Annotated in this window: 17 protein-coding genes and 1 riboswitch; of the genes, 6 read left to right on the forward strand and 11 right to left on the reverse strand. The window is 63.1% G+C overall.

The window, feature by feature from the left end; translation table 11 throughout:
• Nucleotides 1-4 precede the first annotated feature (4 nt).
• Nucleotides 5-1117, forward strand: coding sequence for an efflux RND transporter periplasmic adaptor subunit (locus tag M5C56_RS10450; RefSeq protein ID WP_103495604.1), 1113 nt, complete (start codon nt 5-7; stop codon nt 1115-1117).
• Complete coding sequence (locus M5C56_RS10455; RefSeq protein WP_103495605.1) at nt 1114-4206, forward strand: efflux RND transporter permease subunit; 3093 nt, start codon at nt 1114-1116, stop codon at nt 4204-4206. Before M5C56_RS10450 ends, M5C56_RS10455 begins: the two co-directional genes overlap by 4 nt.
• 54 nt (nt 4207-4260) lie before the next feature.
• Here the strand turns inward: M5C56_RS10455 and M5C56_RS10460 are convergent, their stop codons facing one another.
• On the reverse strand, nt 4261-5166 hold the full coding sequence (locus M5C56_RS10460; protein WP_103495606.1) for a LysR substrate-binding domain-containing protein: 906 nt from the start codon (nt 5164-5166) through the stop codon (nt 4261-4263).
• 105 nt (nt 5167-5271) lie between these two features.
• On the opposite strand from M5C56_RS10460, the gene M5C56_RS10465 reads away from it, so the two are divergent.
• Both M5C56_RS10465 and M5C56_RS10470 read left to right on the forward strand, forming a co-directional pair.
• Nucleotides 5272-6669 (forward strand): MFS transporter, encoded by a 1398-nt coding sequence (locus tag M5C56_RS10465; RefSeq protein ID WP_103495607.1) that lies wholly within the window; start codon nt 5272-5274, stop codon nt 6667-6669.
• Nucleotides 6666-7940, forward strand: coding sequence for a glucarate dehydratase family protein (locus M5C56_RS10470; RefSeq protein ID WP_103495608.1), 1275 nt, complete (start codon nt 6666-6668; stop codon nt 7938-7940). The genes M5C56_RS10465 and M5C56_RS10470 overlap by 4 nt, the downstream gene beginning before the upstream one ends.
• 39 nt (nt 7941-7979) lie before the next feature.
• Here the strand turns inward: M5C56_RS10470 and M5C56_RS10475 are convergent, their stop codons facing one another.
• The 8 genes from M5C56_RS10475 to M5C56_RS10510 form a co-directional block, all read right to left on the reverse strand.
• Nucleotides 7980-8471 (reverse strand): GNAT family N-acetyltransferase, encoded by a 492-nt coding sequence (locus M5C56_RS10475; RefSeq protein WP_103495609.1) that lies wholly within the window; start codon nt 8469-8471, stop codon nt 7980-7982.
• Between the two features lie 178 nt (nt 8472-8649).
• Entirely contained in the window at nt 8650-10413 is a 1764-nt protein-coding gene (gene atzF, locus M5C56_RS10480) for an allophanate hydrolase (protein WP_103495610.1), read from the reverse strand.
• A complete protein-coding gene (gene uca / locus M5C56_RS10485; RefSeq protein WP_103495611.1) occupies nt 10410-14009 on the reverse strand; it encodes an urea carboxylase in 3600 nt (1199 codons plus the stop codon). The genes atzF and uca overlap by 4 nt, the downstream gene beginning before the upstream one ends.
• Nucleotides 14010-14192: 183 nt before the next feature.
• Nucleotides 14193-14819 (reverse strand): urea amidolyase associated protein UAAP2, encoded by a 627-nt coding sequence (locus M5C56_RS10490; protein WP_103495612.1) that lies wholly within the window; start codon nt 14817-14819, stop codon nt 14193-14195.
• Nucleotides 14820-14829: 10 nt separating this feature from the next.
• A complete protein-coding gene (locus tag M5C56_RS10495) occupies nt 14830-15543 on the reverse strand; it encodes an urea amidolyase associated protein UAAP1 (protein WP_103495613.1) in 714 nt (237 codons plus the stop codon).
• Nucleotides 15540-16334, reverse strand: coding sequence for an ABC transporter ATP-binding protein (locus tag M5C56_RS10500; protein ID WP_103495614.1), 795 nt, complete (start codon nt 16332-16334; stop codon nt 15540-15542). The genes M5C56_RS10495 and M5C56_RS10500 overlap by 4 nt, the downstream gene beginning before the upstream one ends.
• On the reverse strand, nt 16331-17146 hold the full coding sequence (locus tag M5C56_RS10505) for an ABC transporter permease (protein ID WP_103495615.1): 816 nt from the start codon (nt 17144-17146) through the stop codon (nt 16331-16333). The genes M5C56_RS10500 and M5C56_RS10505 overlap by 4 nt, the downstream gene beginning before the upstream one ends.
• A gap of 15 nt (nt 17147-17161) precedes the next feature.
• Entirely contained in the window at nt 17162-18229 is a 1068-nt protein-coding gene (locus tag M5C56_RS10510) for a putative urea ABC transporter substrate-binding protein (protein ID WP_103495616.1), read from the reverse strand.
• Nucleotides 18230-18294: 65 nt separating this feature from the next.
• Nucleotides 18295-18397: riboswitch (guanidine-I (ykkC/yxkD leader) on the reverse strand.
• A 462-nt stretch (nt 18398-18859) separates the two neighbouring features.
• On the opposite strand from M5C56_RS10510, the gene M5C56_RS10515 reads away from it, so the two are divergent.
• Entirely contained in the window at nt 18860-21484 is a 2625-nt protein-coding gene (locus tag M5C56_RS10515) for an EAL domain-containing protein (RefSeq protein WP_103495617.1), read from the forward strand.
• Here the strand turns inward: M5C56_RS10515 and M5C56_RS32480 are convergent.
• The gene (locus M5C56_RS32480) at nt 21471-22385 is read right to left on the reverse strand and encodes an AraC family transcriptional regulator (protein WP_103495618.1); all 915 of its coding nucleotides are present in this window, start codon (nt 22383-22385) and stop codon (nt 21471-21473) included. The two genes, M5C56_RS10515 and M5C56_RS32480, sit on opposite strands and share 14 nt — an antisense overlap.
• 101 nt (nt 22386-22486) lie before the next feature.
• Between M5C56_RS32480 and M5C56_RS10525 the strand changes: the two genes are divergently transcribed.
• Nucleotides 22487-23212 (forward strand): SDR family oxidoreductase, encoded by a 726-nt coding sequence (locus M5C56_RS10525; protein ID WP_103495619.1) that lies wholly within the window; start codon nt 22487-22489, stop codon nt 23210-23212.
• A gap of 37 nt (nt 23213-23249) precedes the next feature.
• Here the strand turns inward: M5C56_RS10525 and M5C56_RS10530 are convergent, their stop codons facing one another.
• Nucleotides 23250-24014, reverse strand: coding sequence for a helix-turn-helix transcriptional regulator (locus M5C56_RS10530; protein WP_103495620.1), 765 nt, complete (start codon nt 24012-24014; stop codon nt 23250-23252).
• Nucleotides 24015-24070 lie beyond the last annotated feature (56 nt).

Here is a 24070-nt window from a genome sequence, read left to right on the forward strand (position 1 = left end):
TGTCTTGAATAACTCTATTACCGCCGTCGGTGCCATGGCCGTCGCCGCGTTACTCTGCGCCTGCAGTCCGGACCAACCGCCGGTACAGGTGCCGCGGCCCGTACGTACCGTCGAACTGCGCTATGACAACGCCCGTGAAGCCAACCGCTATGTCGGCACCGTGCAGTCGCGCCATGAAGTGGACCAGGCTTTCCGCGTGGACGGCAAGGTCGTCCAACGCAAGGTCGAGGTCGGCCAGTTCGTGCACGAGGGTGATGTGCTCGCCACGCTGGACGACAGCGACTACCGGCTGGCCGTGGAAGCGGCGCGGCAGTCGTGGGCCGCTGCGGTGGCACAGGCCCGTCAGGCCGACTCGGACCACCAGCGCCTGGGAGCGCTGAAGGCCGATGGTTCGGTCAGCGTGGCCGATGACGAGCGTGCGCGTACCAGCGCCGAGACTTCCCGGGCGAACGCCGAGGCCGAGGCCCGCAAGCTCGAACTGGCGCGCAACCGGCTCAATTACTCCGTGCTGCGGGCCTCGTGGAGCGGCGTGGTCACGGCCGTGCATTTCGAGGTCGGGCAGGTCGTGACGCCGGGGGCCGCGGTGATCTCGATCGCCGACCCTGGCTTGCCCGAAATCGTCGTCGATGTGCCGGAGGATCACCTGGCTGCCTTCAAGCAGTCGGGCTTCAAGGCCTCACTGGCCAGCGCCCCGGGCCAGACCTTCGCGGTGGCCTTGCGCGAACTGTCGCCGCAAGCCGCGCCGCAGACAAGGACCTACCGCGCGCGCATGAAGCTCCTGGACACGCAACCATTGCCCCTGGGGGCGACCGCCACCCTCGAGGTCGAACGCCAGATGACCGGGCGCCCGGTGGCGGCCGTGCCGGCCACCGCACTGACGCAAAGCGGCGGGCAGCCGGCGCTGTGGGTGGTCACGCCGACGGGCAAGGACCCGGTCGGCACCGTCGAGCTGGTACCTGTGGGGGTGTCGGGCTATCGAAATGACGAGGTGCTGGTCTCCGGCCCACCGGCCGGGGCGCTGATCGTAACCGCCGGTGTCCAGAAGATGGCGCCTGGCCTGAAAGTAGCGCTGCCAGGTGCGGTTTCCCCTGAAACGAAGGCAGTGGTGACGCGATGAGCCATTTCAACCTTACCGATTGGGCGCTGCGTCACCGTGCCATCGTCCTCTTCCTGATCCTCATTGTCGCGGTGGCCGGCCTGTTCAGTTTCACCCGGCTTGGCCAGCTCGAAGACCCGAACTTCTCGGTGCCGTCGATGACCGCCGGCGTCGCCTGGCCAGGCGCGACCGCCCAGCAGATACAGGATGAGGTCCTGAATCGCATGGAGAAGAAGTTCGAGCAGATCGACCACTTCGAAAAGGTGGTCACCTTTGCCCGGCAGGGTTACGGCGGCATGACGCTGACCGTGCGCGGGGGTACCTCGAAGGCCGACCAGCGCGAGGCCTGGTATCAGGCCCGCAAGAAACTCAATGACCTGCGCCTGGAGCTGCCCGACGGCGTGACCGGTCCGGTGGTCAACGACGAATATGGCGACGTGTATGGCCTGATGTACGCCGTCAAGGGCGACGGTATCGACCACGCCGACCTGTCGAATGCCGCCGAGGACATCAAGCGCAGTCTGCTGAAGGTGCCGATGGTCAAGAAGGTCGACCTGATCGGCGAGCAGGCCAAGCGTGTCTATGTGGAGTTCTCGCACGAACGCCTCGCTGCGCTGGGCATCACGCCGCTGATGATCGCCGAGAGCTTGCGCGCGCAAAATGCCTTGCAAGCGGCAGGGCAGGTTGACACGCAAGGGGACCGTGTCGTTGTGCGCGTGAGTGGCCAGTTTGCCAACGAAGATGACATTCGCAATGTGCCTGTCGCGGCCGGTGGTCGGATGATCAAGCTGGGCGACTTCACGACCATCAAGCGTGGTTATGAAGACCCACCGACCTACACCGTGCGTCACAACGGCCAGCCGGTGCTGATGCTCGGCATCTCGATGACCGAGGACGGTAATATCGTCGAGCTCGGCAAGGCGATGGAAGTCGCGGTCGCCCAGCTGCAGTCCGAGCTGCCCCATGGCGTGGAACTGGAGCGCGTGGCCGACCAGCCCACCACCGTGAAAGAGGCCGTCTGGGATTTCGCGCGCTCGCTTATCGAGGCGCTGGTCATCGTGATCATTGTCAGCTTTGTCAGCCTGGGCTGGCGTACCGGTCTTGTGGTGGCGGCCACGGTGCCGCTGGTACTGGGCGGTGTCGCGATGTTGATGCTGGCGATGGGCTGGAACCTGGAGCGTATCTCGCTCGGCTCGCTGATTATCGCCCTGGGCCTGTTGGTCGATGATGCGATCATCGCCATCGAGATGATGCTGGTGAAGATGGAAGCCGGTTGGGACCGTGTGAAGGCCGCCTCGTTCTCCTACCAGTCCACCGCCATGCCGCGCCTGACCGGTGCGCTGATCACCGTTGCCGGGTTCATGCCGATCGGTCTTTCAAAATCGACCACGGGCGAGTATGCCGGTGGCATCTTCTGGATTGTCGGCGCGGCGGTGTTGTTTTCATGGATCAGTTCGGGGATCTTCACGCCTTACCTGGCGGTCAAGATGCTGCCCAAGGATTTCGGCAAGCACCAGCATGCCGGCGATCCGTACGACACCCGGTTCTTCCGCAAGCTGCGCGGCATGATCGACTGGGCCATCCAGCGTCGCTGGGTGGTCATCGGTGTGACGCTGGGTGCTCTGCTGCTTGCCTTGGGCGGCTTGAAGCTGGTGCCGCAGCAGTTTTTCCCCAGCAGTTCGCGTCCTGAACTGGTCATCGACCTGCGCCTGAAAGAGGGGGCTTCTTTCGCGGCGACGGCCGAGCAGGTCAAGCAGATGGAAACCCTGCTCGGCAAGGACGAGGATGTCCGGTTCTATACCGCCTACACCGGTGCCGGGGCGCCGCGCTTCTATCTGGCGCTCAATCCGGAGTTGCCCAATCCGGGCTTTGCCCAGTTCGTCGTGATGACCCAGGACCTGAAGGCGCGGGAACGGGTTCGCAAGCGCTTGATGGCCTCGGCCGATCAACAGTTCCCGCAGGTCTGGGTCCGTGTCACGCGGCTGGAACTCGGGCCGCCGGTGGGCTTCCCGCTGCAGTTCCGCATTGTCGGGCCTGATACCCAGGTCGTGCGCAAGATTGCCCGTGAAGTGGAGCACGTCGTGACTTCGAATGCGAAAGTCCGTGACGTCCAGCTCGACTGGAACGACCCGGTGCGTTCGCTGAAGGTGCAGTTGGACCAGGACAAGGCCCGCGCGCTGGGACTCACGCCGGCTGACGTATCGCTGGCCACCCAGACCGTGATGAATGGCGCGACCCTGTCGCAGTTGCGCGAGCACGAGGACCTGATCGACATCGTCGCCCGCGCCGTGCCTGGAGAACGCCTGAGCCTCGACACGTTGAAGGACATCAACCTCTACACCCGCAAGGGCACCGTGGTGCCGTTGTCGGAAGTCGCGCAGGTGCGCTACGAACTTGAGGAACCGGTGCTGTGGCGGCGTAATCGTGACATGGCGATCACCGTGCGCGCCGATGTGAAGGATGGCGAGCAGGGCGTATCGGTGACGCAGGAGATCCAGCCGCTACTGAAGGATATTCAGGCCAGGCTGCCCTCGGGCTACCGCATTGATGTGGGCGGTGCGGTGGAGGAAAGCGACAAGGCCAACCAGGCACTGCTGGCGGTGGCGCCACTGATGCTGGTCACCATCCTGCTGTTGCTGATGCTTCAGTTGCAGGACTTCTCGCGCATGTTGATGGTGGTCTTGACCGCGCCACTGGGCCTGATCGGTGTAGTGCCGGCGTTGTTGCTGTTCAACGCGCCGCTGGGGTTCGTCGCGATCCTGGGCATCATCGCCCTCGGTGGCATGATCATGCGCAACTCGGTGATCCTCATTGATCAGGTACGGATCGAGATCGAAGAAGGACGCGACCCCTGGAATGCGGTACTGGACGCGGCCATCCACCGGACCCGTCCGGTGCTCCTGACGGCGCTGGCGACGGTGCTGGCGATGATTCCGCTGACGCGCAGCGTGTTCTGGGGGCCGATGGCGATCGCGATCATGGGCGGTCTCACCGTGGCGACGCTGCTGACCATCTTCTTTGTCCCGGCACTCTATGCCGCTTGGTTCAAGGTGGGGCGGCATTCGGCGGCTGTTACCCGGCAGGAGGCAGCCGACCTCGACTTTCATTGATCGTTGCGTCAGGGACGACGCCCGGCTGCCGCGAGACATTGTCCGCAATCATGGTCAAGGATGCAGGTTGCCATCCCGCACAGTCTTGCGAATCCCCTCCAACAGCATCGCAAACGCCGGGTTGTCATTGTTCTCGCGCCAGATCAGATGCAGCTCGCTTTGCACGCCTTCGCCCAGATCGATGCTGCGAAATACCACGTTCTTGAATACGACGCTGGTGGCGCAGCGAGGCACCAGGGCCAGGCCCATGCCGGCGTTGACCAGGGCCAGGATGGTCAGCGAGGAGCCAAGCCACTGCACGTACTGCGGGGCAACGCGGGCGGAGCGGAGCATGCCGGTCAGCAGCTCATTGAAGGGCGGGTAGGCGGAGTGGGAATACATGAGGAAGGGTTGCCCATCGAGGTCCTGGACGGACACGGTTTCAGCGTTGGCCAGCGGGTGACTGCTGGGGACGGCCAGCACGAACGGCTCACGCACCAGGCATTCGGTGGCGTAGCCCGGCTCCAGTAGCGGTGCGCGGACGATACCCAGGTCAATACGGCGAGCGCGCAGGGCTTCGTGCTGTTGATAGGTGTTCATCTCCGACAGCTCGATTTTGACATGGGGCTGTTTGAGCCGTGCCTCGGCGATGACCTTGGGCAGGAATTCGTACACCGCACTGCCGACGAAGCTGATATTGACCGAGCCGATATCCCCTTCGGCAAAGCGCCGGGCGCTCGCGGCGGCTTGCTGGGCACGTTCCAGCAGGTTCTGCGCTTCGATGAAAAAGGCCCGGCCGGCGGCGGTCAGGGCCACGCTGCGGGTCGAGCGGGTGAACAACGCCACACCCAGATGGTGCTCCAGCAGTTGAATCTGCCGGCTGAGGGGCGGTTGCGTCATGTTCAGCCGTTCGGCGGCACGACGGAAGTTGAGTTCGGTCGCCACGGTGGTGAAGCAACGCAGTTGCGTGAGTTCGAACATTGATCTAATCCAGGTATCAATCGAATGCCAGGTTAGATTAGACGGGATCAATGGCGGGGTCCATGATCGACGGGTCCCTAAAAAAACAATGATCGGGAGTCGCCCTTGAATACCCTCCAGAGTCCGCCGGAGCCGAATCTGCTGGCCCGCGCGGCAGCCAAGGTGAAGCGCCATGTGCTGCCGCTGTTCGTGGTGATGTTTATCGTCAACTACATCGACCGGGTCAATATCGGCTTTGTGCGCAGCCATATGGAAACCGACCTCGGCATCGGCGCCGCGGCCTATGGCTTGGGGGCCGGGCTGTTTTTCATCGGTTACGCGATTTTCGAAGTTCCCTCCAATCTGCTGCTGCAACGCTACGGTGCGCGGGCCTGGCTGACGCGGATCATGTTCACCTGGGGCGCGGCGGCCATGGCCATGGCCTTTGTGCGCGGCGAAACCAGCTTTTATGTGCTGCGCTTTGTCCTCGGTGCGGCCGAAGCGGGTTTTTTCCCGGGGATCATTTACTACTTCACCCAATGGCTACCGTCGAGCGAGCGGGGCAAGGCCATGGCGATCTTCCTCAGCGGCTCGGCCATTGCCTCGGTGATTTCCGGCCCGGTGTCCGGCGCGCTGCTGAACGTCAACGGTTTCAGCCTGCATGGCTGGCAGTGGATGTTCCTGATTGAAGGCTTTGCCTCCATCGTGCTCTGCGGTTTTGTCTGGTTCTGGTTGCAGTCCCATCCGCGCCAGGCGAAATGGCTGAGCGACGAGGAAAAGGCCGCATTGATGGGCGCTATCGCGCTGGAACAGCAGGCCCGCGAAGCCGCGCTGACGGTCAAGCCATCGATGTTCAAACTGTTGGCGGACAGGCAGATCGCCTTGTTCTGCTTCATCTACTTTTCCATTGCCCTGACCATTTACGGTGCCACGTTCTGGTTACCGAGCATGATCAAGAAAATGGGCAATATCGGTGATTTCCACGTCGGCCTCCTCAATTCGATTCCGTGGATCATCTCGATCATCGCGATGTATGGCTTTGCCGCCATGGCCAGTAAATGGAAACACCAGCAGGCCTGGGTGGCCTTGACCCTGGTGATTGCCGCATTCGGCATGTTCATGTCCACCACCGGCGGGCCGATCTTCGCCTTCGTCGCCATCTGTTTTGCCGCGATCGGTTTCAAGGCCGCCTCGGCGTTGTTCTGGCCGATTCCCCAAGGCTATCTGGACGCCCGCATCGCCGCCGCGGTGATCGCCCTGATCAACTCCATCGGCAACCTCGGTGGTTTTGTCGCGCCGACCGCATTCGGTTTCCTGGAGCAGAGCACCGGCTCCATCGAAGGCGGGCTTTATGGCCTGGCCGCCACTTCACTGGTGGCGGCGGTGGTGATCTTCTTCGCGCGCACCGCGCCGCGTGGCGACATCTCTCGCCCGCAGCCCGGTAAACCCGCCGAGAACCGGGCCGCCAAAACATCGATCAGTCATCAAGCCTTGGGCCTGGGCCCACAGGGAGCAGCTTCTTGAAAATCAAACGTGTCAGCGTCACCCCCATCGCCTTTCGCGATCCGCCGCTGCTCAACGCCAGCGGTATCCACGAGCCCTTTGCACTGCGTTCGATCATCGAGATCGAGAGCGACAACGGTTATATCGGACTGGGCGAAAGCTACGGCGATGCCCCGGCTCTGGCGATCCAGCAGCAACTGCAAGACCGGTTGATCGGCCTCGATCCGTTCAATCTCAATCAGTTGCGCGCAATCGTGCAGGCCACGGTGGCGGCGAACAAGATCACCAGCCTCGCCGGGGCGGAACTGGCGCCGGGCTCTCATGCCAGCAAAGCGGTGAGCAACGCCTATTCGGCCTTCGAAGTGGCCTTCCTGGATTTGCAGGCGCACTCACTGAATGTGCCCCTGGTGGACTTGCTGGGCGGTGCGATCCGCGACGAGATTCCGTTCAGTGCCTATCTGTTTTTCAAATACGCCCGGCATGTCGACTCGCCCTACAAACCGGACAGTTGGGGCGAGGCGCTGAACGAAGAACAGATCGTCGCCCAGGCGCGGCGCATGATCGAGACCTATGGTTTCAAGAGCATCAAGCTCAAGGCCGGCACGCTGGACCCTGAGCACGAGGTCTCGTGTATCAAGGCGCTGAAAAAGGCCTTCCCGGGTTACCCGCTACGGATCGACCCGAACGGCAACTGGTCCCTGGAAACCTCGATTCGCATGGCCGAACTGTTGGGCGATGACCTGCAATATTACGAAGACCCGACACCGGGCCTGGAGGGCATGGCCGAACTGCACAAACGCACCGGGCTGCCGCTGGCGACCAATATGGTGGTCACCGATTTTGATGAGTTTCGCCGCAGCGTGGCCTTGAACAGCGTGCAGATCGTGCTCGCCGACCACCATTACTGGGGCGGCCTGCGCGACACACAGGCACTGGCCAAGATGTGCCAGACCTTTGGCCTGGGGGTGTCCATGCATTCCAACTCGCACCTGGGGATCAGCCTGATGGCCATGGCCCATGTCGCGGCCTCGGTGCCCAACCTCGACTACGCCTGCGACACCCATTACCCCTGGCAGGAGCCCGATGAAGAGGTGATCAAGGGCGGCAAGCTGCCGATTGTCGACGGTTGCGTGAAAATCACCCGCGCTCCCGGCTTGGGCCTTGAGCTGGATCACGACCAGTTGGGCAAGCTGCATGACCAGTACTTGAGCTGCGGCATCCGCCAGCGCGATGACGTGAAGCAGATGCAGCGTTACAAGCCGGACTGGAAGGCGCTCAAGCCGCGTTTTTGATTTTCGGGCAAGGCGACTTCAGGCCGCGGCGAGCAGGCGTTAGAGGTCCATGACCATCTCATGCCAGGCCATGCCACCGTGGTCGGAAGGCGAGGGCTGCACGTAGCGATAGCCCATGCGTTGATACAGCGCCACGTGCTGCTCCTTGCACATCAGGTGGATGGTTTTCTTGTCCAGTGCCTTCATGCGCCGGACGAACTCGTCCATCATCCGTGTGGAGTGGCCTTTACCCTGCTGCGCGGGATCCAGCACCACGGACATGATCACCACGTTCGGCGCCTCGGCCGAATGCCCCACCAGTTCCTTGAAGGCCTCATCGGACATCACCACCTCGTGGGCGCAGCCACTGTTGATGAAACCGATGACCTCGCCGCCATCCTCCAGAATCAGAAAACCCTGCGGATACTGGGCGATGCGCTTTGCAATCTTCTCCAGGGTCGCGGCTTCATCGCCTTCGTAGGCGCAGGACTCGATTTGATAGCAGCGCGCAGCGTCTGACGGCGCGGCATTGCGAAAGCTGAGGGTGGACATTGCGGTTCCTGGTCGTTGGGTGGGTCTTGAGGGAGACGGGAGGCGCTATGTTAGAGCAAGCAGGTGGCGGATGAGGAGGTACTCGTATGCTTAATTCCACCGCGTTGACGTTCGCCAGGGTTGGGCGCCCCAAGGATCAGTGTCGTCTGATGCCGGGGCGCTTGTTCAGGCGATGGACTCAGGACTGCGCGGACAACCAGGCGCGCCAGCCGCCCCAAGCGCTGATATCCGTGGCGCCCTCCAGGCCATAGGCGTCGCAAATGAACCCGGTCTCCCAACGACCATCGTCCAACTGCACCTTACCCAATCCCAGTGGGGCCGGGATCCCGGTCAGGAACGAGCCCAACTCGCTGCTGGGCAATTGCCAGACCTCCACGGCGATGGCCACGCCACCTTCAGCGACCCGGACCATCCCCGGACGCTTCAGCGGGCCGCCGGCCAGTGCGTACAGCCGGTAATCCGGTGAACTCCGGGTCGTTTCGAGCAGGCGCGCGCCGCGTTGCTTGAGCTGCCCGTTAAGCGCCAGGCCGTCAAGGTGCGCGCCGCAGACCACCAGGCGGGCCTGATCATGGCGAGCCTCATGGGCAGGTTTTTTGCCGCCCTGATACGCATGGGCGAGGCTCAGCAGGTATTGATCGGTGAAGGCCCGACCCAACAAGGTCACCCCCCAGGGCAAGCCGTTGGCCATGAAGCCGCTCGGTACGGCCACGGCGGCATAGTCCAGCAGGTTCATGAAGTTGGTGTAGTAACCCAGCTCGGCGTTGCGCAGGACCGGCTCTTCGGCAAGCTCGGCCAAGGTCACCGGGCGACCGATGGTGGGCGTCAGGACACAATCCAGCCCGGCCATCAGGCGGTCGCACTGCGCCTTGAGTGCCTGCAGGCGATACTGCGCGCGGAAGGTTTGCACGCCGCTCACCTGGGGGGCTTTGGCCAGCACCGCATGGATCACGGGCAGTAGCGCATCTGGCTGAGCCTGCGCCAGCTCGCCGACGACGCTATAGCGCTCGGCCACCCATGGACCTTCATAGAGTAGCCGTGCGGCCTCAAGAAACGGCGACAGGTCGAGACTGACCGCTTCGCCGCCCAATGCCTGCAAACGCTCGATCGCGGCGGCAAACAGCCCCGGTCCTTCAGTACAGCCGAAAAACTCCAGGTCCCGGGCCCGTGGCACGCCAAATCGAAACGGCCGCACGCTGCCGAACGCCGTGCCATCGTTCCAGGCGGGATTGGCGCGGCTGTATTCATCTTCAGGATCCTGCCGCGCGATCAGCGTCAACAGGCGGCTCGCCTCGGCGGCACTGGCGGTGAAGGTCGTCACGCAGTCGAGGGTGCGACAGGCCGGCACCACCCCGGCCGTGGACAGCAGACCCTTGGTCGCCTTGAGCCCCACCAGGTTGTTGAGCGCCGCCGGCACCCGGCCCGAGCCCGCGGTATCGGTGCCCAGGGCAAAGCTGGTCAAACCCAGTGCCACCGTCAAGGGCGAGCCCGCGCTGGAGCCCCCCGACGGATATTCAGCGAGCACGCTGTTACGGCAGGGGCCATAGGGTGAGCGGGTGCCGTTGAGGCCGGTGGCAAACTGGTCGAGGTTGGTTTTACCCAACGGCACCGCCCCCAGGTCGATCAGCTGCTGGACGACGGTCGCCGAACGCTGCGGGGTATAGGCGAACGCCGGGCACGCCGCCGTGGTGGGGATACCCGCCAGATCGATGTTGTCCTTGATGGCAAAGGGCACGCCGTACAACGGCAGGCTTTCCATCGTGCTGGATTCAAGGGCGACCAGGTAAGGCTCCAGCTCCTGGGCACTGAGCAGATGGATGAACAGATTGAAATCGGGATTCAACGCCTCGGCCTGTTCACGTAGGGCGAGGATCAGGCGACGTGGCGAGCATTCGCCGCTGGCGTAGCGTGCCCGCAGCACGTCCAGTTGCAGATCGGTTTTCATGGCTTTTCTCCTGTAGGGGGGACGGGCTCAATCACGACCACCCGTTGCCCGGCGCGCACCGCCGAGCCGGGTTGCACGAGCACTTCTCGAACAATGCCGGCACAGGGCGCAAGCACCGGAATTTCCATCTTCATCGACTCCAGCACGACCAACGCCGCGCCTGCGGCGACCCGCTCGCCGACAGCGACCTGAACCTGCCAGAGGTTGCCCGCAATGGGGCTTTCCACGCTGATTTGATGAGCCGGCAAGGGCGCTTCTTCGGGTGCCTCGACAAGCGCTTCGCTGCTTTCGAAGTGCGCTTGGCCGCTGTCGATCCAGCGCCGTCTTTCGGCGGAAAAAGCGCTTTGTTGCTGGTCTCGGAACGCCTGGATGCTGCTCGCTTCACTGGCCAGGAAGTCCTGGTAGTCGGCCAGGCGCAATTGGCTGTGCTCGATGTTCAAGTCGAAGCGACCGAGGGGGAAATCGCGACGGATGCGCAGCAACTCCTGCGCGCTGACTGGGTAGAACCGAATCTGATCGAAGAAGCGCAACAGCCAGGGTTTGCCGGAGAACGCCGCCACTTCGCGGTAACGGTTCCACATCTGCAGCGTACGCCCGACGAACTGGTAGCCGCCGGGGCCTTCCATGCCATAAACGCACAGGTAGGCCCCGCCGATACCCACCGAGTTCTCGGCGGTCCAGGTCCGCGCCGGGTTGTACTTGGTGGTCACCAGGCGATGCCGGGGATCCAGCGGCGTCGCTACCGGTGCCCCGAGGTAGACATCGCCCAGGCCCATGACCAGATAGCTGGCCTCGAACACCGTGCGCTGTACTTCATCCAGGTCGGGCAGGTCATTGATGCGGCGAATGAACTCCAGGTTACTGGGACACCACGGCGCATCCTTGCGAACGGTGGTCATGTATTTTTCAATGGCCAGCTGGCAAGCCGGGTCATCCCACGACAGCGGTAAGTGCACGATGCGAGAGGGGACCTGCAAGTCGCGGGCGGCACAGACCGCGTCCCATTCTCCAGCCACGATCTCCAGCAAGTGGGCCAGGGGGAGTTGTTCGGGTTGGTAGTGGACCTGCAACGAGCGAATACCGGGGGTAAGGTCGATGACCCCCGGCAACGCCTTGGCTTCGAGCGCCTGCATCAAGGCGTGGCCCCGGAAGCGCAACACCAGGTCGAGCTCGGCGGCGCCGATCTCCAGCAGCAGGTGGGTATCACCGGCCAGGCGCGCCACCAGGCGGGTATCGTCCTGGCCCAGGTCCAGCACAATGGGGGATTGCAGCCCGATCACGGCGGCGTCCCTGGGAGGCTCGGCGGTCAGCGCCGCGGTGGCGAGTTGGCGTGCCTGGGCGAGATTGGTCGGGATGAACCGCACCTTGTCCCCGGCCTTGAGTTGCCCCAATTGCCAGAGGTCGGCCTCGATCACGGTCACCGGGCACACGAAGCCACCCAGGCTGGGACCGTCGGGGCCGAGAATCACCGGCATATCCCCGGTGAAATCCACCGCGCCGATGGCATAGGGGTTGTCGTGGATATTGGACGGATGGAGCCCGGCCTCTCCACCGTCGGCCCGAACCCACTCGGGTTTGGGACCTATCAGGCGCACGCCGGTACGGCTGGAGTTGAAATGCACTTCCCAGTCGGTGCTGAAGAACGTGTGGATGTAGTCTTCGGTAAAGTATTCCGGTGCGCCATGGGGGCCATAGATCACGCGGATGGAGCGCAGCGCCGCCAGCGGCTCCTGCCCGGCAAGCACCGCGCCGGCCGTTGCGTCGGTCAGCGGGGCCAGGTGCAGCACATCGCCGGCGCGCAGCGCCCGTCCACCATGGCCACCGAACTGGCCGAGGGTGAAGGTGCTTTTGCTGCCCAGGTAATCCGGCACCTGCACGCCACCGCGCAGGCATAGATAACTGCGTGCGCCGGCTCCGGTGATGCTGCCCAGGCTCAATACCGAACCTGCCTTGACCCGCAGCGCGGTATTCATTGCCACTGCTGCGCCATCGAGCGTCACTGGCAACACCGCGCCGGTCACCGCCAGCACAGCGTCAGTATTGAAGCGCAGGCTCGGCCCGCTCATGGTGATCTCGAGACCGGCGCAACCCTCGGGGTTGCCCAGCAACAGATTACCCAGGCGCAGCGCACGGCTGTCCATGGGACCCGAAGGCGGCACGCCCACGGCCCAGTAGCCCTGGCGCCCCGGATAATCCTGCACGCTGGTCTGGGTGCCGCCACTGAGTACTTCGAAGGTGTTGGCGTGATAGACCAGCGCTTCCAGGCAACGGGTCCAGGGCTGGCCGCTGGCGAACGGCACATCGAGCAGGATCTGGCGAAGGTAGTCGCGGTTGGTCTCGACGCCGTAAAGCTGGCTTTCGCCCAGCGCCCGGTGCAGGTGCAGGCGCGCCTGCTCGCGGTCCTCGGCCCAGGTGATGACTTTGGCGATCATCGGGTCGAAGTAGGGCGGGATCTCACAACCGGCCTCGACCCAGGTATCGATACGCAATGCCTGGCCATCGGCCGGCGGGAATTTCACCGCCGTCAGCAGGCCCGGGCTTGGCTGGAAGTCCTTGCCCGGATCTTCGGCGTACAACCGCGCTTGCACCGCGTGGCCGCGAGGTTGCAGGCAGGCGCCCAATTCGCCGAGGGGCGGCAAGTCTCCCGCGGCCAGCTGCAACATCCAGCGCACGAGGTCGACGCCCCAGACCTGTTCGGTCACCCCGTGCTCGACCTGCAGGCGGGTGTTCACCTCCAGGAAGTAAAAGCGTTGATCGTCGCTGTCGAAGACAAACTCGACGGTGCCGGCGCTGCGGTAGTTGACCGCCTTGGCCAATTGCACGGCGGCGTTGCAAAGGGCTTCGGCCATGCCGTCGGGCAGGTTCGGTGCGGGGGTTTCTTCAAGGACCTTCTGGTTGCGTCGCTGCACCGAGCAATCGCGTACGCCCAGGGCCAATACCTCGCCGACACCGTCACCGAATACCTGGACCTCCAGGTGGCGGGCGCGCTGGATGTATTTCTCGATAAACACCCCGGCGTTGCTGAAGTTGTTCTGGCCCAGGCGCTTGACGGTCTCAAAGGCTTCTTGCAGCTCCTTGGCGTCGCGGCACACGCGCATGCCGATGCCACCTCCGCCGGCGGTACTCTTGAGCATGATCGGGTAGCCCACCTGCGTCGCGGCCCGCAGGGCTTCATCGAGGCTGTCAAGCAGGTCGGTTCCTTCCAGCAACGGCACGCCCTGCTGGCGGGCGAGGGCGCGGGCGGTGTGCTTGAGGCCGAACAGCCGCAGTTGTTCCGGCGTCGGGCCGACGAAGGCGATCCCGGCGGCTTCGCAGGCCTCGGCAAAGGCGGCGTTTTCGGAAAGAAAGCCATAACCGGGATGAATGGCCTGGGCGCCGCTGGCCTTGGCCGCGGCCAGGATCTTGTCCACCACCAGGTAGGTGTCGGCCGCGGCCCCTTCACCCAGGCTCAGGGCCTGGTCGGCTTCAAGGATGTGGCGGCTGGTGATATCCGCTTCGGAATACACCGCCACGCCCTTGACGTCGAGTTCGCGCAAGGTGCGCAGGAGACGGCAGGCGATGGCACCGCGGTTGGCAATCAACAGTGTGTCAAACATGACGGATTCCCTGGAGGCGGCGCTGGTCCGCCTCGGCTGGGGTGCGGGTCGTCCCACAGTTTTTCGAAAGGGTCTCGGGGTCGTCCCCAAACCGCGATCAAGGCCGCTTGCGAGGCAGCGTCTGGCCCGCGCGACTCTGGCAAATCGTGAACAGCCATAGCCGCAGGGGCTTGAGCCAGGGTTTCAGTCCCATATCAGCAGCTCCGCAGGGGTGGGGTTATAGCCATTGCACGGGTTGTTCAGTTGCGGGCAGTTGGATATCAACACGATCACGTCCATCTCGGCCCGCAACTGCACGTACTTTCCGGGGGCGGAGATGCCGTCCTCGAAGGTCAGGGCGCCTTCGGGTGTTACCGGCACGTTCATGAAGAAGTTGATGTTCGGGCTGATATCCCGTTTGCCCAGCCGACCATCGTGGGTGCAGGCGCGCAGGTAGTTGTCGCGGCAGCTGTGCATGTGGCGTTTGTCCAGGGCATAACGCACGGTGTTGCTTTCCTGGGCGCAGGCACCGCCGAGGGTGTCGTGGCGACCGCAGTTGTCTTCGACGATGGTCAGCAAGGGGCGGCCAAGATTGGAGTAGAGCACGCTGCCGGTGCTCAGGTAGACGTTGTTCTGGCGCCGCAGGGTCCGTTGGACGTCGTAACGTTCGCGCGGGTTGGCCGCGCTGTAGAACAGCGTGTCAACGGCCTGGTTTCCTTCGAGGTCGAGGATGCGCAGGGTCTGGCCGGCCTTCACTTCGGTGAGCCAGGGCTCGCCCGCCGGGACGGTGGCCCGGTAGACGGCTGATTCGGGATGCAGGTGGGTGGTCATGGGGTCGTCCTCAAGCGAACAGGCGGTCGGTGTTGATGAAGCCGCGCAGGTTTTCGGGGCGCGAAGTCCGGCAGTGTTCGGCGACGCTGGCGTCGGCGTTCATAAAGGTCAGTTGCACCGGTTTGGGCGCGTATTCAGGGGCGGGGTCCATGGGGTGTTGCAGTGCGGTGATGATGAACAGGGTGTCCATCGGCGCGTAGAGCTCAATGCAGTCGCCCGCTTTGGAATGCGCTTCGACAAAGTGCAAGGCACCGTGAGCGTCGACGTCGACGCGACTGAACAGATTGAGGGTCATGGACAGATCGCAGAGCCCCAGTCCCCACTTGCCCATCTCCACCAGCAGGTTGTCTGCGCCGTTGCGGTAGAACCCGTTGCGCAGCTCCTGGTAGCGGCCGCGGCCGTACTTCTGTTCGACTTCGTCGGCGCATAGCACACCACCGAGGCTGTCGCTCCAACCGCAGGTGTCACGGGTGATGGCCGCCAGCACCCGGCCCATGTCCGAGTACAGGCAATGGCCGGTCGTCAGCTTGGCGGTGTGTTGGCACTTGAGACTGTCAGGCAGGTTCAATCGCTCGGTTTTCTCATGCGCGTTGAACAGCATCAGGCTGACGTTGGCGCCGCCTTGAAGGTCGGTCAGGCGCAGTAGCTGCCCGCGCTTGAGCACGAAAGAAAGGTGGCCGCCGCCGGGCAGGCGTTCGTCGGCAAAAACAGCAGTGTCATTCATGGGGTCAGTCCCAGGATCGGTTGAAGAGCGCTCGCCAGCGAGGTCGCGAGGGCCGCCTGGGCCTCGCTACGCTTGCTGTTGAGCGGCAGGTCGTAAGTAATGCGGGCCCCATAGGCATAGGGCGCATGGGGATCGACGCGCACCTTGTCGAAAACCATCAGTCGGGTGCCCAGGCTGAAGCCTTCGCTGAGGTCGTGGGTGACCATGAATACGGTCAGCCGGGTTTCGCGCCACAGGTCCAGCAGCAGGGCGTGCATGTCCTTGCGGATACCGGGGTCGAGGGCACCGAAGGGTTCGTCAAGCAGCAGCACCCGTGGCTTCATGATCAAGGCCTGGGCGATGGCCAGGCGTTGCTGCATGCCGCCCGAGAGCTGCGCCGGGTATTTGTCCAGGGCATGACCGAGACCGACCTTGTGCAGCAGCGCCGCCGCCTGTTCGCGGGCGGCGCGTTTGCGTTGGCCGAACAGCCGGCCCAGCAGCGGCGCCCGGGGCAGTTCCAGGCCCAGGGCGACGTTGTCCAGCGCGCTCAAGTGGGGGAACACCGAATAGCGCTGGAACACCACGCCACGACTCGGGTCCGGCTCCGCGGCCAACGGTTGGCCGTCGAGCAGGATTTCGCCGCGACTCGCGCTTTCCTGGCCCAGCAACAGCCGCAGGAAGGTTGATTTTCCGCAGCCGGACGTGCCGACCAGGGTGCAGAACTCGCCTTCGGCGATGCTCAGGTTCAGGCCCTCCAGCACCACATGGTCGCCATACTGCTGCCACACATTGTTGACTTGGATAAAGCTCATGAGCGGGCTCCTTCGTACCAGGGAAAGGCACGCCGGGTGAGCTGCTTCAAGCCCCAGTCCATCAGCCAGGCCAGCAGGGTGATCCACACCACATAGGGCAAAATAACGTCCATGGCCAGGTAGCGGCGCACCAGGAAGATCCGATAGCCCAGGCCATCTTCGGAAGCGATGGCCTCGGCCGCGATCAGGAACAACCATGCCGATCCCAGCACCAGCCGCAGGGAAATCAGCAGCCGTGGCAGCAGTTGCGGCAGGACCACGCGCAGGATCAGGGTCCAGGTCGAGGCTCCCAGGGTCTGGGCCTTGATCAGCAACTCGACGGGGATTTCCCGGGCCCGTTGTTCCAGGTCGCGGGCCAGTATCGGCGTGATGCCGATGACGATCAGCATCACCTTGGACAGTTCACCCAGGCCGAAGACGATAAACAGGATCGGCAGGATCGCCAGCGGCGGCACCATGGACAGCACCACCAGCAACGGCGACAGCGGCGCGCCGAACAGCGGCAGCGTGCCCGCGGCGATGCCCAGGCACAGGCCCGCCAGGGCGCTGACGCCCAGGCCGATGGCCAGGCGTCGCAGGCTGGACGCGGTGTCCTGCCAGAGCACATAACCACCGCTGCGCTTGTCCTCGCTGAAGGCCATGCGTTTCACCGCGTCGGTCATCTGCACGGCGCTGGGCAGCAGCTTGTCGTTGGGGTTGTCTGCCAACCGCTGCGCGGAGCCCAAAAAATAGGCACACAACAACAGGGCGAAGGGCAGGATCACCAGCAACAAGCGTGTGGGCCGATCAGGGTGACGATTGATCAGGTGCATGGACGTGTCCTCTGCTTACAGCTTGCCGTCGACCGCCATCTGCACGTAGCCGGGGTCAAAGCGCAGCTTGAGATTGCCCTTGTCGCCGCGAGTGACCTCATGGGCGAAGCGCATGCCGACCGCGCTGCTGTCCTTGGCCGCCTGGCCAAGCAGGCCATGCTCAAAGGAGAAGCCAGAGACCTTGTCCATGGTTTTCGGCAGTTCGGGGCTGTTGACGAAGTCCAGCATCTGCTGCGGTGTACGGAACAGTTGGGTCGTCGCCAATTGCGCCTTGAAACCGGCCAGGTCGGTGCCGGAGGCCTTGGCCATATGTTCCAGGGCTGCTTCGCCGGTGGCGGACTGACTGCCCATCAAGGCCACGACTTCGAACCAGGCGCCGGTCAGGGCTTTACCCAGCGCGGGGTTATCTTTGAGCGTCTGGGTATTGACCACCATCATGTCGATGATCTCGCCAGGGATCTTGCTGGAGTCGAACACCTCGGTGACCCCCGGCTTGGCCTTGATGTCGGCGAGCATGGGATTCCAGGTCGTGACGGCCTGGACGGCGTCGGTGTTGAAGGCGGCGGAAATATCCGCGTCGGACGTGTTGACGACTTTCAGGTCCTTTTCCTGCAGATCGACGCTGTCCAGTGCGCGCGCCAGCAGATAATGGGAGACCGAAAGTTCGACCAGGTTGACGTTCATGCCCTTGAGGTCGGCGACGGTCTTGCCGCTGCCCTTGATGACGATGCCGTCGTTGCCGTTGGAGAAGTCGCTGACCAGCAGCGCGGTGCTGTCCACGCCACCGGCGGCGGGGATGGTCAGGGCGTCCATGTTGGTCATGGTGCAGCCATCGAACTGGCCGGCGGTGTACTGGTTGATCGACTCCACGTAATCGTTGAGCTGGGTGACCTTGATGTGGATGCCGTATTTTTTGCCCCACTTGTCGACGATGCCTTGGGCTTGCGCATACTCCCAAGGCATCCAGCCCGCATAGATCGTCCAGCAGACGTTGAAATCAGTCTTGGCCGCGGCGTTGGACGGCAGGCTGACCAGCAGGGCAATACCGGCGGCGAGGAGGGCGGATAGAAGGGGTTTTCGCATGGTAAGACTCCAGTTGAGGATGGGCGGACAGGGAGCAGCGCGACACCTGTATGAATAGGTGGTCTGTCTCCCGGGCTTTTATCCCGCCGTGTAACCTCAACTGGAGGTCGTTGGCTCTCGGACCAGTCACTCGCTTTTCAGCGAGCCGGAACCCTAGCCAACTATTTGCAAATTGTGGTGCGTCTAGCTCGCGCTACTCCTGCACGCCCTGTTCCTTGCGAGAGGCGTGCCAGATCATGGTCATTTCTCCAACGCCAGGCTCAAGGGGGGAAAGCGGCGAGATACAGCGGATTTTCCGGGGCTGAGTTCGGTTGCTTTGCACCGCCCATCCTCGAGAGATGCTCCGGGTTGGGGCGGCTCGCACTCGATTGGGGCGATCCGGCGAGGCCGGAATATACGACGTTGTTTAAAAAACTCGGGTGTTTTACAGCGGAAATACACGAAGCCGTTAAACTGACACCCCAGGAACGGATTATATCCGTCCAGCTTGTTTTCATCGCAGTGCCTGACACGAGGTGCTTTGGGTGAGAGAGTCGTACACTCGGTTGTAAAGACAGCGTCGCGCTTCTGGTGCCTTACGTGCTCCCAAGGGCGTAGGGCGGTGATTACAGGTATACAGTGGTAAGAGAAATGGACTCTAGCGTCGGGTTGATCAGTGGCGAAGAAGCGGAGCCCTTTTTCGTGCAGACACTGGAGCAGGCAATTGATGCCGTGGTGGTCATTGATGATCACAATTGCGTGGTGTTCTTCAACGGGGCGGCCGAGCAGCTCTGGGGGTGTCCGCGCAGCGAAGTACTGGGCCAAAACGTCAATACCTTGGTGCCCCAGGCTGTCTATGCCCAGCATGACGGTTTTATCAGCGCCAACCGCGAGACCGGGGTCAACAAGATAGTCGGCAGCAGCCGGGATCTGCGTATTGTGCGCAAGGATGGCGAAGAGCGCTGGGGCTCGTTGTCCATCTCGAAAATCACCTTGCAGGGCCGCATTCTCTACGCCGCCTTTCTCAAGGACATCACCCAGGCGCGCTTGAAGGACATCGAGCACCGCTTGCTCTCGATATCCGTCAATGCCACCCGTTCGGCCACCTGTATCGCCGATGCGAATGGAGACCTCATTTATGTCAATGACGGGTTCGTTCGCTTGTTGGGCTATTCCCGTGAAGAGGTGATCGGTCAGTCACTGCTGATATTCTTTACCCCGGGTACCCAAGCCAAGGCGAATGCACAGCAGGTGCTGGAAAAGCTCCTCGGCGGTCAATCCAATGAAACCAGCGCGCTGATCGGCAAGCGCAATGGCCAACGGTTGTGGCTGCATGTTTCCTCGACGCCGGTGTTCGATGCCCGGGGCAAGGTCGAAAACATCGTGATCGTGTTGACCGACATTACCCGGACAAAGCTGCATGAGGTGTTGCAGGACAAGATCATCGGCGCGTTGTTGAAAGAGGCGTCGCTGGAGAGCGTGCTGACCCTGCTGTGCGAGGAGATTGAACACATTGCCCCCGAGGTCGCTGTTTCGATCCTCAGTGTGGACAAGAACGGAATCCTCCACCCCTTGGCCAGCCCGGGCTTGCCGCCGGATTACTCCAGGGCGATCGAGGGCCTGTCAGCCGGTCCGGCCAGTGGCTCCTGTGGCACGGCGGCCTACCGGGGCGAGCCGGTTCTGGTGACGGACATTCACCACGACCCGCTCTGGGCCGACTACAGGGCCCTGGCTCAACAGTTGGCTTTCCAGGCGTGCTGGTCGGTTCCGATCCGCAACGCCGCGGGACGGGTCGCGGCGACCTTTGCGCTCTACTTCCGGGAGTCCCGCGGACCGGATCCTCTTCATACCCATCTGGTAACGGCAGGTATCCACCTGTGCCTGCTGGCCCTGGAGCGGGAAGAGGCCCGGCAGTCCATTCTGCGATTGGCCTTTTATGATGCCCTGACCGGCTTGCCCAATCGCAATTTCCTCCTGGCCCAGGCCGAGCGGACCCTGCTTGAAGCGGCTGAAGAGCAGACCGAACTGGCGGTATTGTTTGTCGACCTGGACCGTTTCAAGCAGATCAACGATGCCCTGGGGCACGCCTCGGGGGACGAACTGCTGCAAGTCATGGCGCAACGGCTGCGCAGTGTGCTGCGGGAGTCGGACATTGTCGGGCGTTTGTCCGGGGACGAGTTCGTGTTGGTGTTGCCACGGATGGGCGCCACCCAGGTCACGTTTTTTCTTGAGCGGCTGCTGCTGACCCTCAGCGTCCCGGCCACCGTTGCCGGGACTTGCGTCGTGTTGTCGGCCAGTATCGGCATCAGCCTGTTCCCCAGGGACGGGCAGGATATGGAAAGCCTGCTGCATTGCGCCGATATCGCCATGTACCAGGCCAAGCGCGTCGAACGCGGCAGCTTCAGCTTCTTTCTCGAGGAGATGAACAAGACCGCCCAGGAGCGCTTGATGCTGGAGACGGACTTGCGCAGGGCCCTGGCCGGCGATGAGCTGTATCTGGTTTATCAGCCGCAGGTGAATCTGCGCAGCGGACGTCTGGTGGGGGCCGAAGCGCTGGCGCGTTGGGTGCATCCGACGCTGGGCCCTATCGGCCCCGACCGGTTCATCCCTCTGGCCGAGGAGTGCGGGCTGATCAATGCGCTGAGTCAATGGGTGCTGGAGCAAGCGTGCGAGCAATTGGCGCAGTGGCGTCGGCAAGGGTTGGGGATCCCTTCCTTGTCGATCAACCTGTCGCCGATCAACTTCCACAACCGTAATCTGGCCGAGTTGATCGACCGGCAATTGCAATATTGCGACTTGCAGCCGAGCGACCTGTGTGTGGAGTTGACCGAGGGCGTCTTGCTCTCCAATAGCGCAGGCACCGAGCAAACTCTCCGCGATTTGCACGCCTTGGGCGTGCGCCTGGCCATCGATGACTTTGGCACCGGCTACTCCAGCCTGGGGTATTTGCGGCGCCTGCCGATCAGCGAGTTGAAACTGGACAAGAGTTTCGTCGACGACCTGGAGCGCGATGCTTCCTGCCGTGCCCTGAGTGAGTCCGTCATTGGTATCGGCAAGGGGCTTGGCTTGCACGTGGTGGCTGAAGGCATTGAACAGGTCGCCCAGTGCGATATTCTCGTGGCGCAGGGCTATGAGGTGGGGCAAGGCTATTTGTTCTCGGTCCCGCTGCCGAGTGAGGCGTTTGCACAATGGGTCATGGCGCGTGACACCGAGCGCTGCGTGGACGAAGGCAGCATGGTGATGACCGCGATCACGGACAACCTCAGCCGGCCATAAGTGGATCCGCCTCGTTCTGCGCATAACGCGTGGGCGGCAGCCCGACATGGCGGGTAAAGGCGACGCTGAACGCGCTCGCCGAGCTATAGCCCACGCGTTGTGCAATCTCCGCCAGGCCAGCTTCCTTGCGGCGTAGCAGATTCTTGGCCAGGGCCATGCGCCAGGTCAGCAGATAGGCCATCGGCGCTGTCCCCAATGCGCGGTTGAAGCGCTCGAAGAAAGCCGAGCGGGAGAGGGCGGCCTCTTTCGCCAACTGCGCAATCGTCCAGGCTTGGGTCGGGCTTTCGTGCATTCGTCTGATCGCCACGGCGAGGCGTTCGTCGGCAAGCCCGCGCAAGAGGCCGGGTGAGGTGGTGGGCCCCGCCGTGGAGCGCAGGGCTTCGATCAGCAGCACCTCCAGCAGACGTTCCAGGATCACTTCCCGCGCCGGCCGCCGCTCGCGGGACTCTTCGCTGACCAGTTGAACCAGGGTGGTGAGTCTTTTTTCGCCGCGAACATGGATCAACCGCGGGAGCAGCGACACCAGCAAAGCCGCGTCCGGCGAGCCGAAGACGCAGTGGCCCACCAGCACCAGCACTTCGTGCGGCCCGTCTTGCACACCCAGGCGGAACCCGCCCTGGAGCTGTGCGACGGGCGCTGTCTGAACGTCCTCGGGCGGCGGCTCAAGACTCGACATCGCAAACCCCGGCGAGGAGGGAATCAGGACAAAGTCGCCGGCCTGGAGCTCGATCGGCTCGCGTCCTTCAACCGCGAGGCGGCACGCCCCTTCGAGGATCACACAGTAGAACGGCTGCCCGGCTTCTGATCGGCGGACACGCCAGTGCCCCGCGCCGCTGACGAGCTTCGAGAACGGCGCGCACGGCTGGAGCAGGCTGACGACTTCCGATAACGGATCAATCACGGCAGGACTCTTGCGAATGAGATATGGACTTTCGAGTGTAGCAAGTCCGGATGCGCGGCCGTATCGTTTCCGTACCGTCTATCACCTGCAGGAAGTCATTGATGAAAACCGTTCTGATAACAGGCTGCTCATCCGGTTTCGGCCTTGAAACCGCCCGGTACTTTCTCGACCACGGTTGGAAAGTCATCGCCACCCTGCGCACGCCGCGCGAGGACTTGTTGCCGCACTCCGAGTACCTGCGTGTGCTGGCGCTCGACGTGACCGACCCGCAGAGCATCCAGCGGGTGGTAGAGGCCGCGGGCCCCGTCGATGTGCTGGTCAACAACGCCGGGATTGGCATGTTCGGCGCCCTTGAAGGTACGCCGATGGACGCCGTTCGCGATATTTTCGAGACCAACACCTTTGGCACCATCGCGCTGACCCAGGCGCTGCTGCCCCAGTTCAGGCAGCGCAAGGCGGGCACGGTGGTGAACGTCACGTCGAGCGTGACCTTGAAGCCCCTTACGCTGCTTTCCGTGTACACCGCGAGCAAGGCGGCGATCAATGGGTTTACCGAGTCGCTGGCGCTGGAGCTTCAGCCATTCAATATCCGCGTGAGCCTGGTGCTCCCGGGACGGGCGCCTGAAACACGCTTCGGTGAAAACGCGCAGGCGCGAATACTCATCCCCGAGGCGTATGCCGATCTGGCGAAGAACGTCTTTGCACAATGGGCTCAGTCGTCGGAGATCACCTTGGCGCGCGATGTGGCCGAAGCGGTGTGGCGTGCTGCCAATGACCCGGCGGCGCCGCTTCGCATTGTTGCCGGAGCGGACGCCTTGGCGTTATAGCTCCGCTAATGCGCAGGTCGTGGTGCCGCCATCTGGGTCACTTGAGCCACGCCCCCGGTGTCGTGCCTGTCAGGTCCCTGAAGAACGCAATAAACGCGCTGTCACTGGAAAAGCCCAACTCGAAGGCGCTGTAGCTGAGGCTGCGGCCGGTGGACAGCAGTTCGATGGCCCGCATCAACCGCCACTGTTGCCGCCATTGCTGATAACTCATGCCGGTCTCGCGCTGGAAGATGCGACCGATGGTCCGGCTGCTGGCGCCGATTTGCTGCTCGAGTACCTGAACGGTTGGTGGCAGTTGTTCGGGCATGGCCAGCAGCGGCTTCAAACGTCTGTCCTGGGGCAGCGGTAACAGCATGGGCTGGCGCACCGCGTCACGAATTTCGCTGAGGCACAGCCCCAGCAAATGAACGAATTTGCCTTGTCGCCAATCGGTGTCGAAATCGGCAATGGCGATGGGTTCCAGGACTGCCCGCAGCAGCGGCGTGACTTCGATCACGCAAACCTGTTGTGGCAGTTCGGCGCACAACTCGGCAGACAGATAAATCGATCGATAGTCCACGGTCTGCTGCATCACCGCGCGATGATTCACGCCCGCGGGTATCCAGGCAGCACGGGAGGGCGGCAGCAGGCACAGATGCCGCGCCAGTGTGATGCGCGTGCAGCCCTGATGGGTAAACAGCAACTGACCGCGTTGATGTTGATGGAGGCCAGAGTCGTGGTCCCCCAGAGTGGACGCGATACCAATGACCGGCGCGGGGTATCGGTCGGGGTTGAAAGCGTCATGGGTGTCGAGCCAGGCCATCGATTGTCCGATTTCAATGATTAGTTGTCTGAGTCTTGATAATACGACGCCTGGCA

It is taken from the genome of Pseudomonas sp. MWU13-2862 (assembly GCF_023242495.1).
GTDB lineage: Bacteria > Pseudomonadota > Gammaproteobacteria > Pseudomonadales > Pseudomonadaceae > Aquipseudomonas > Aquipseudomonas gingeri_D.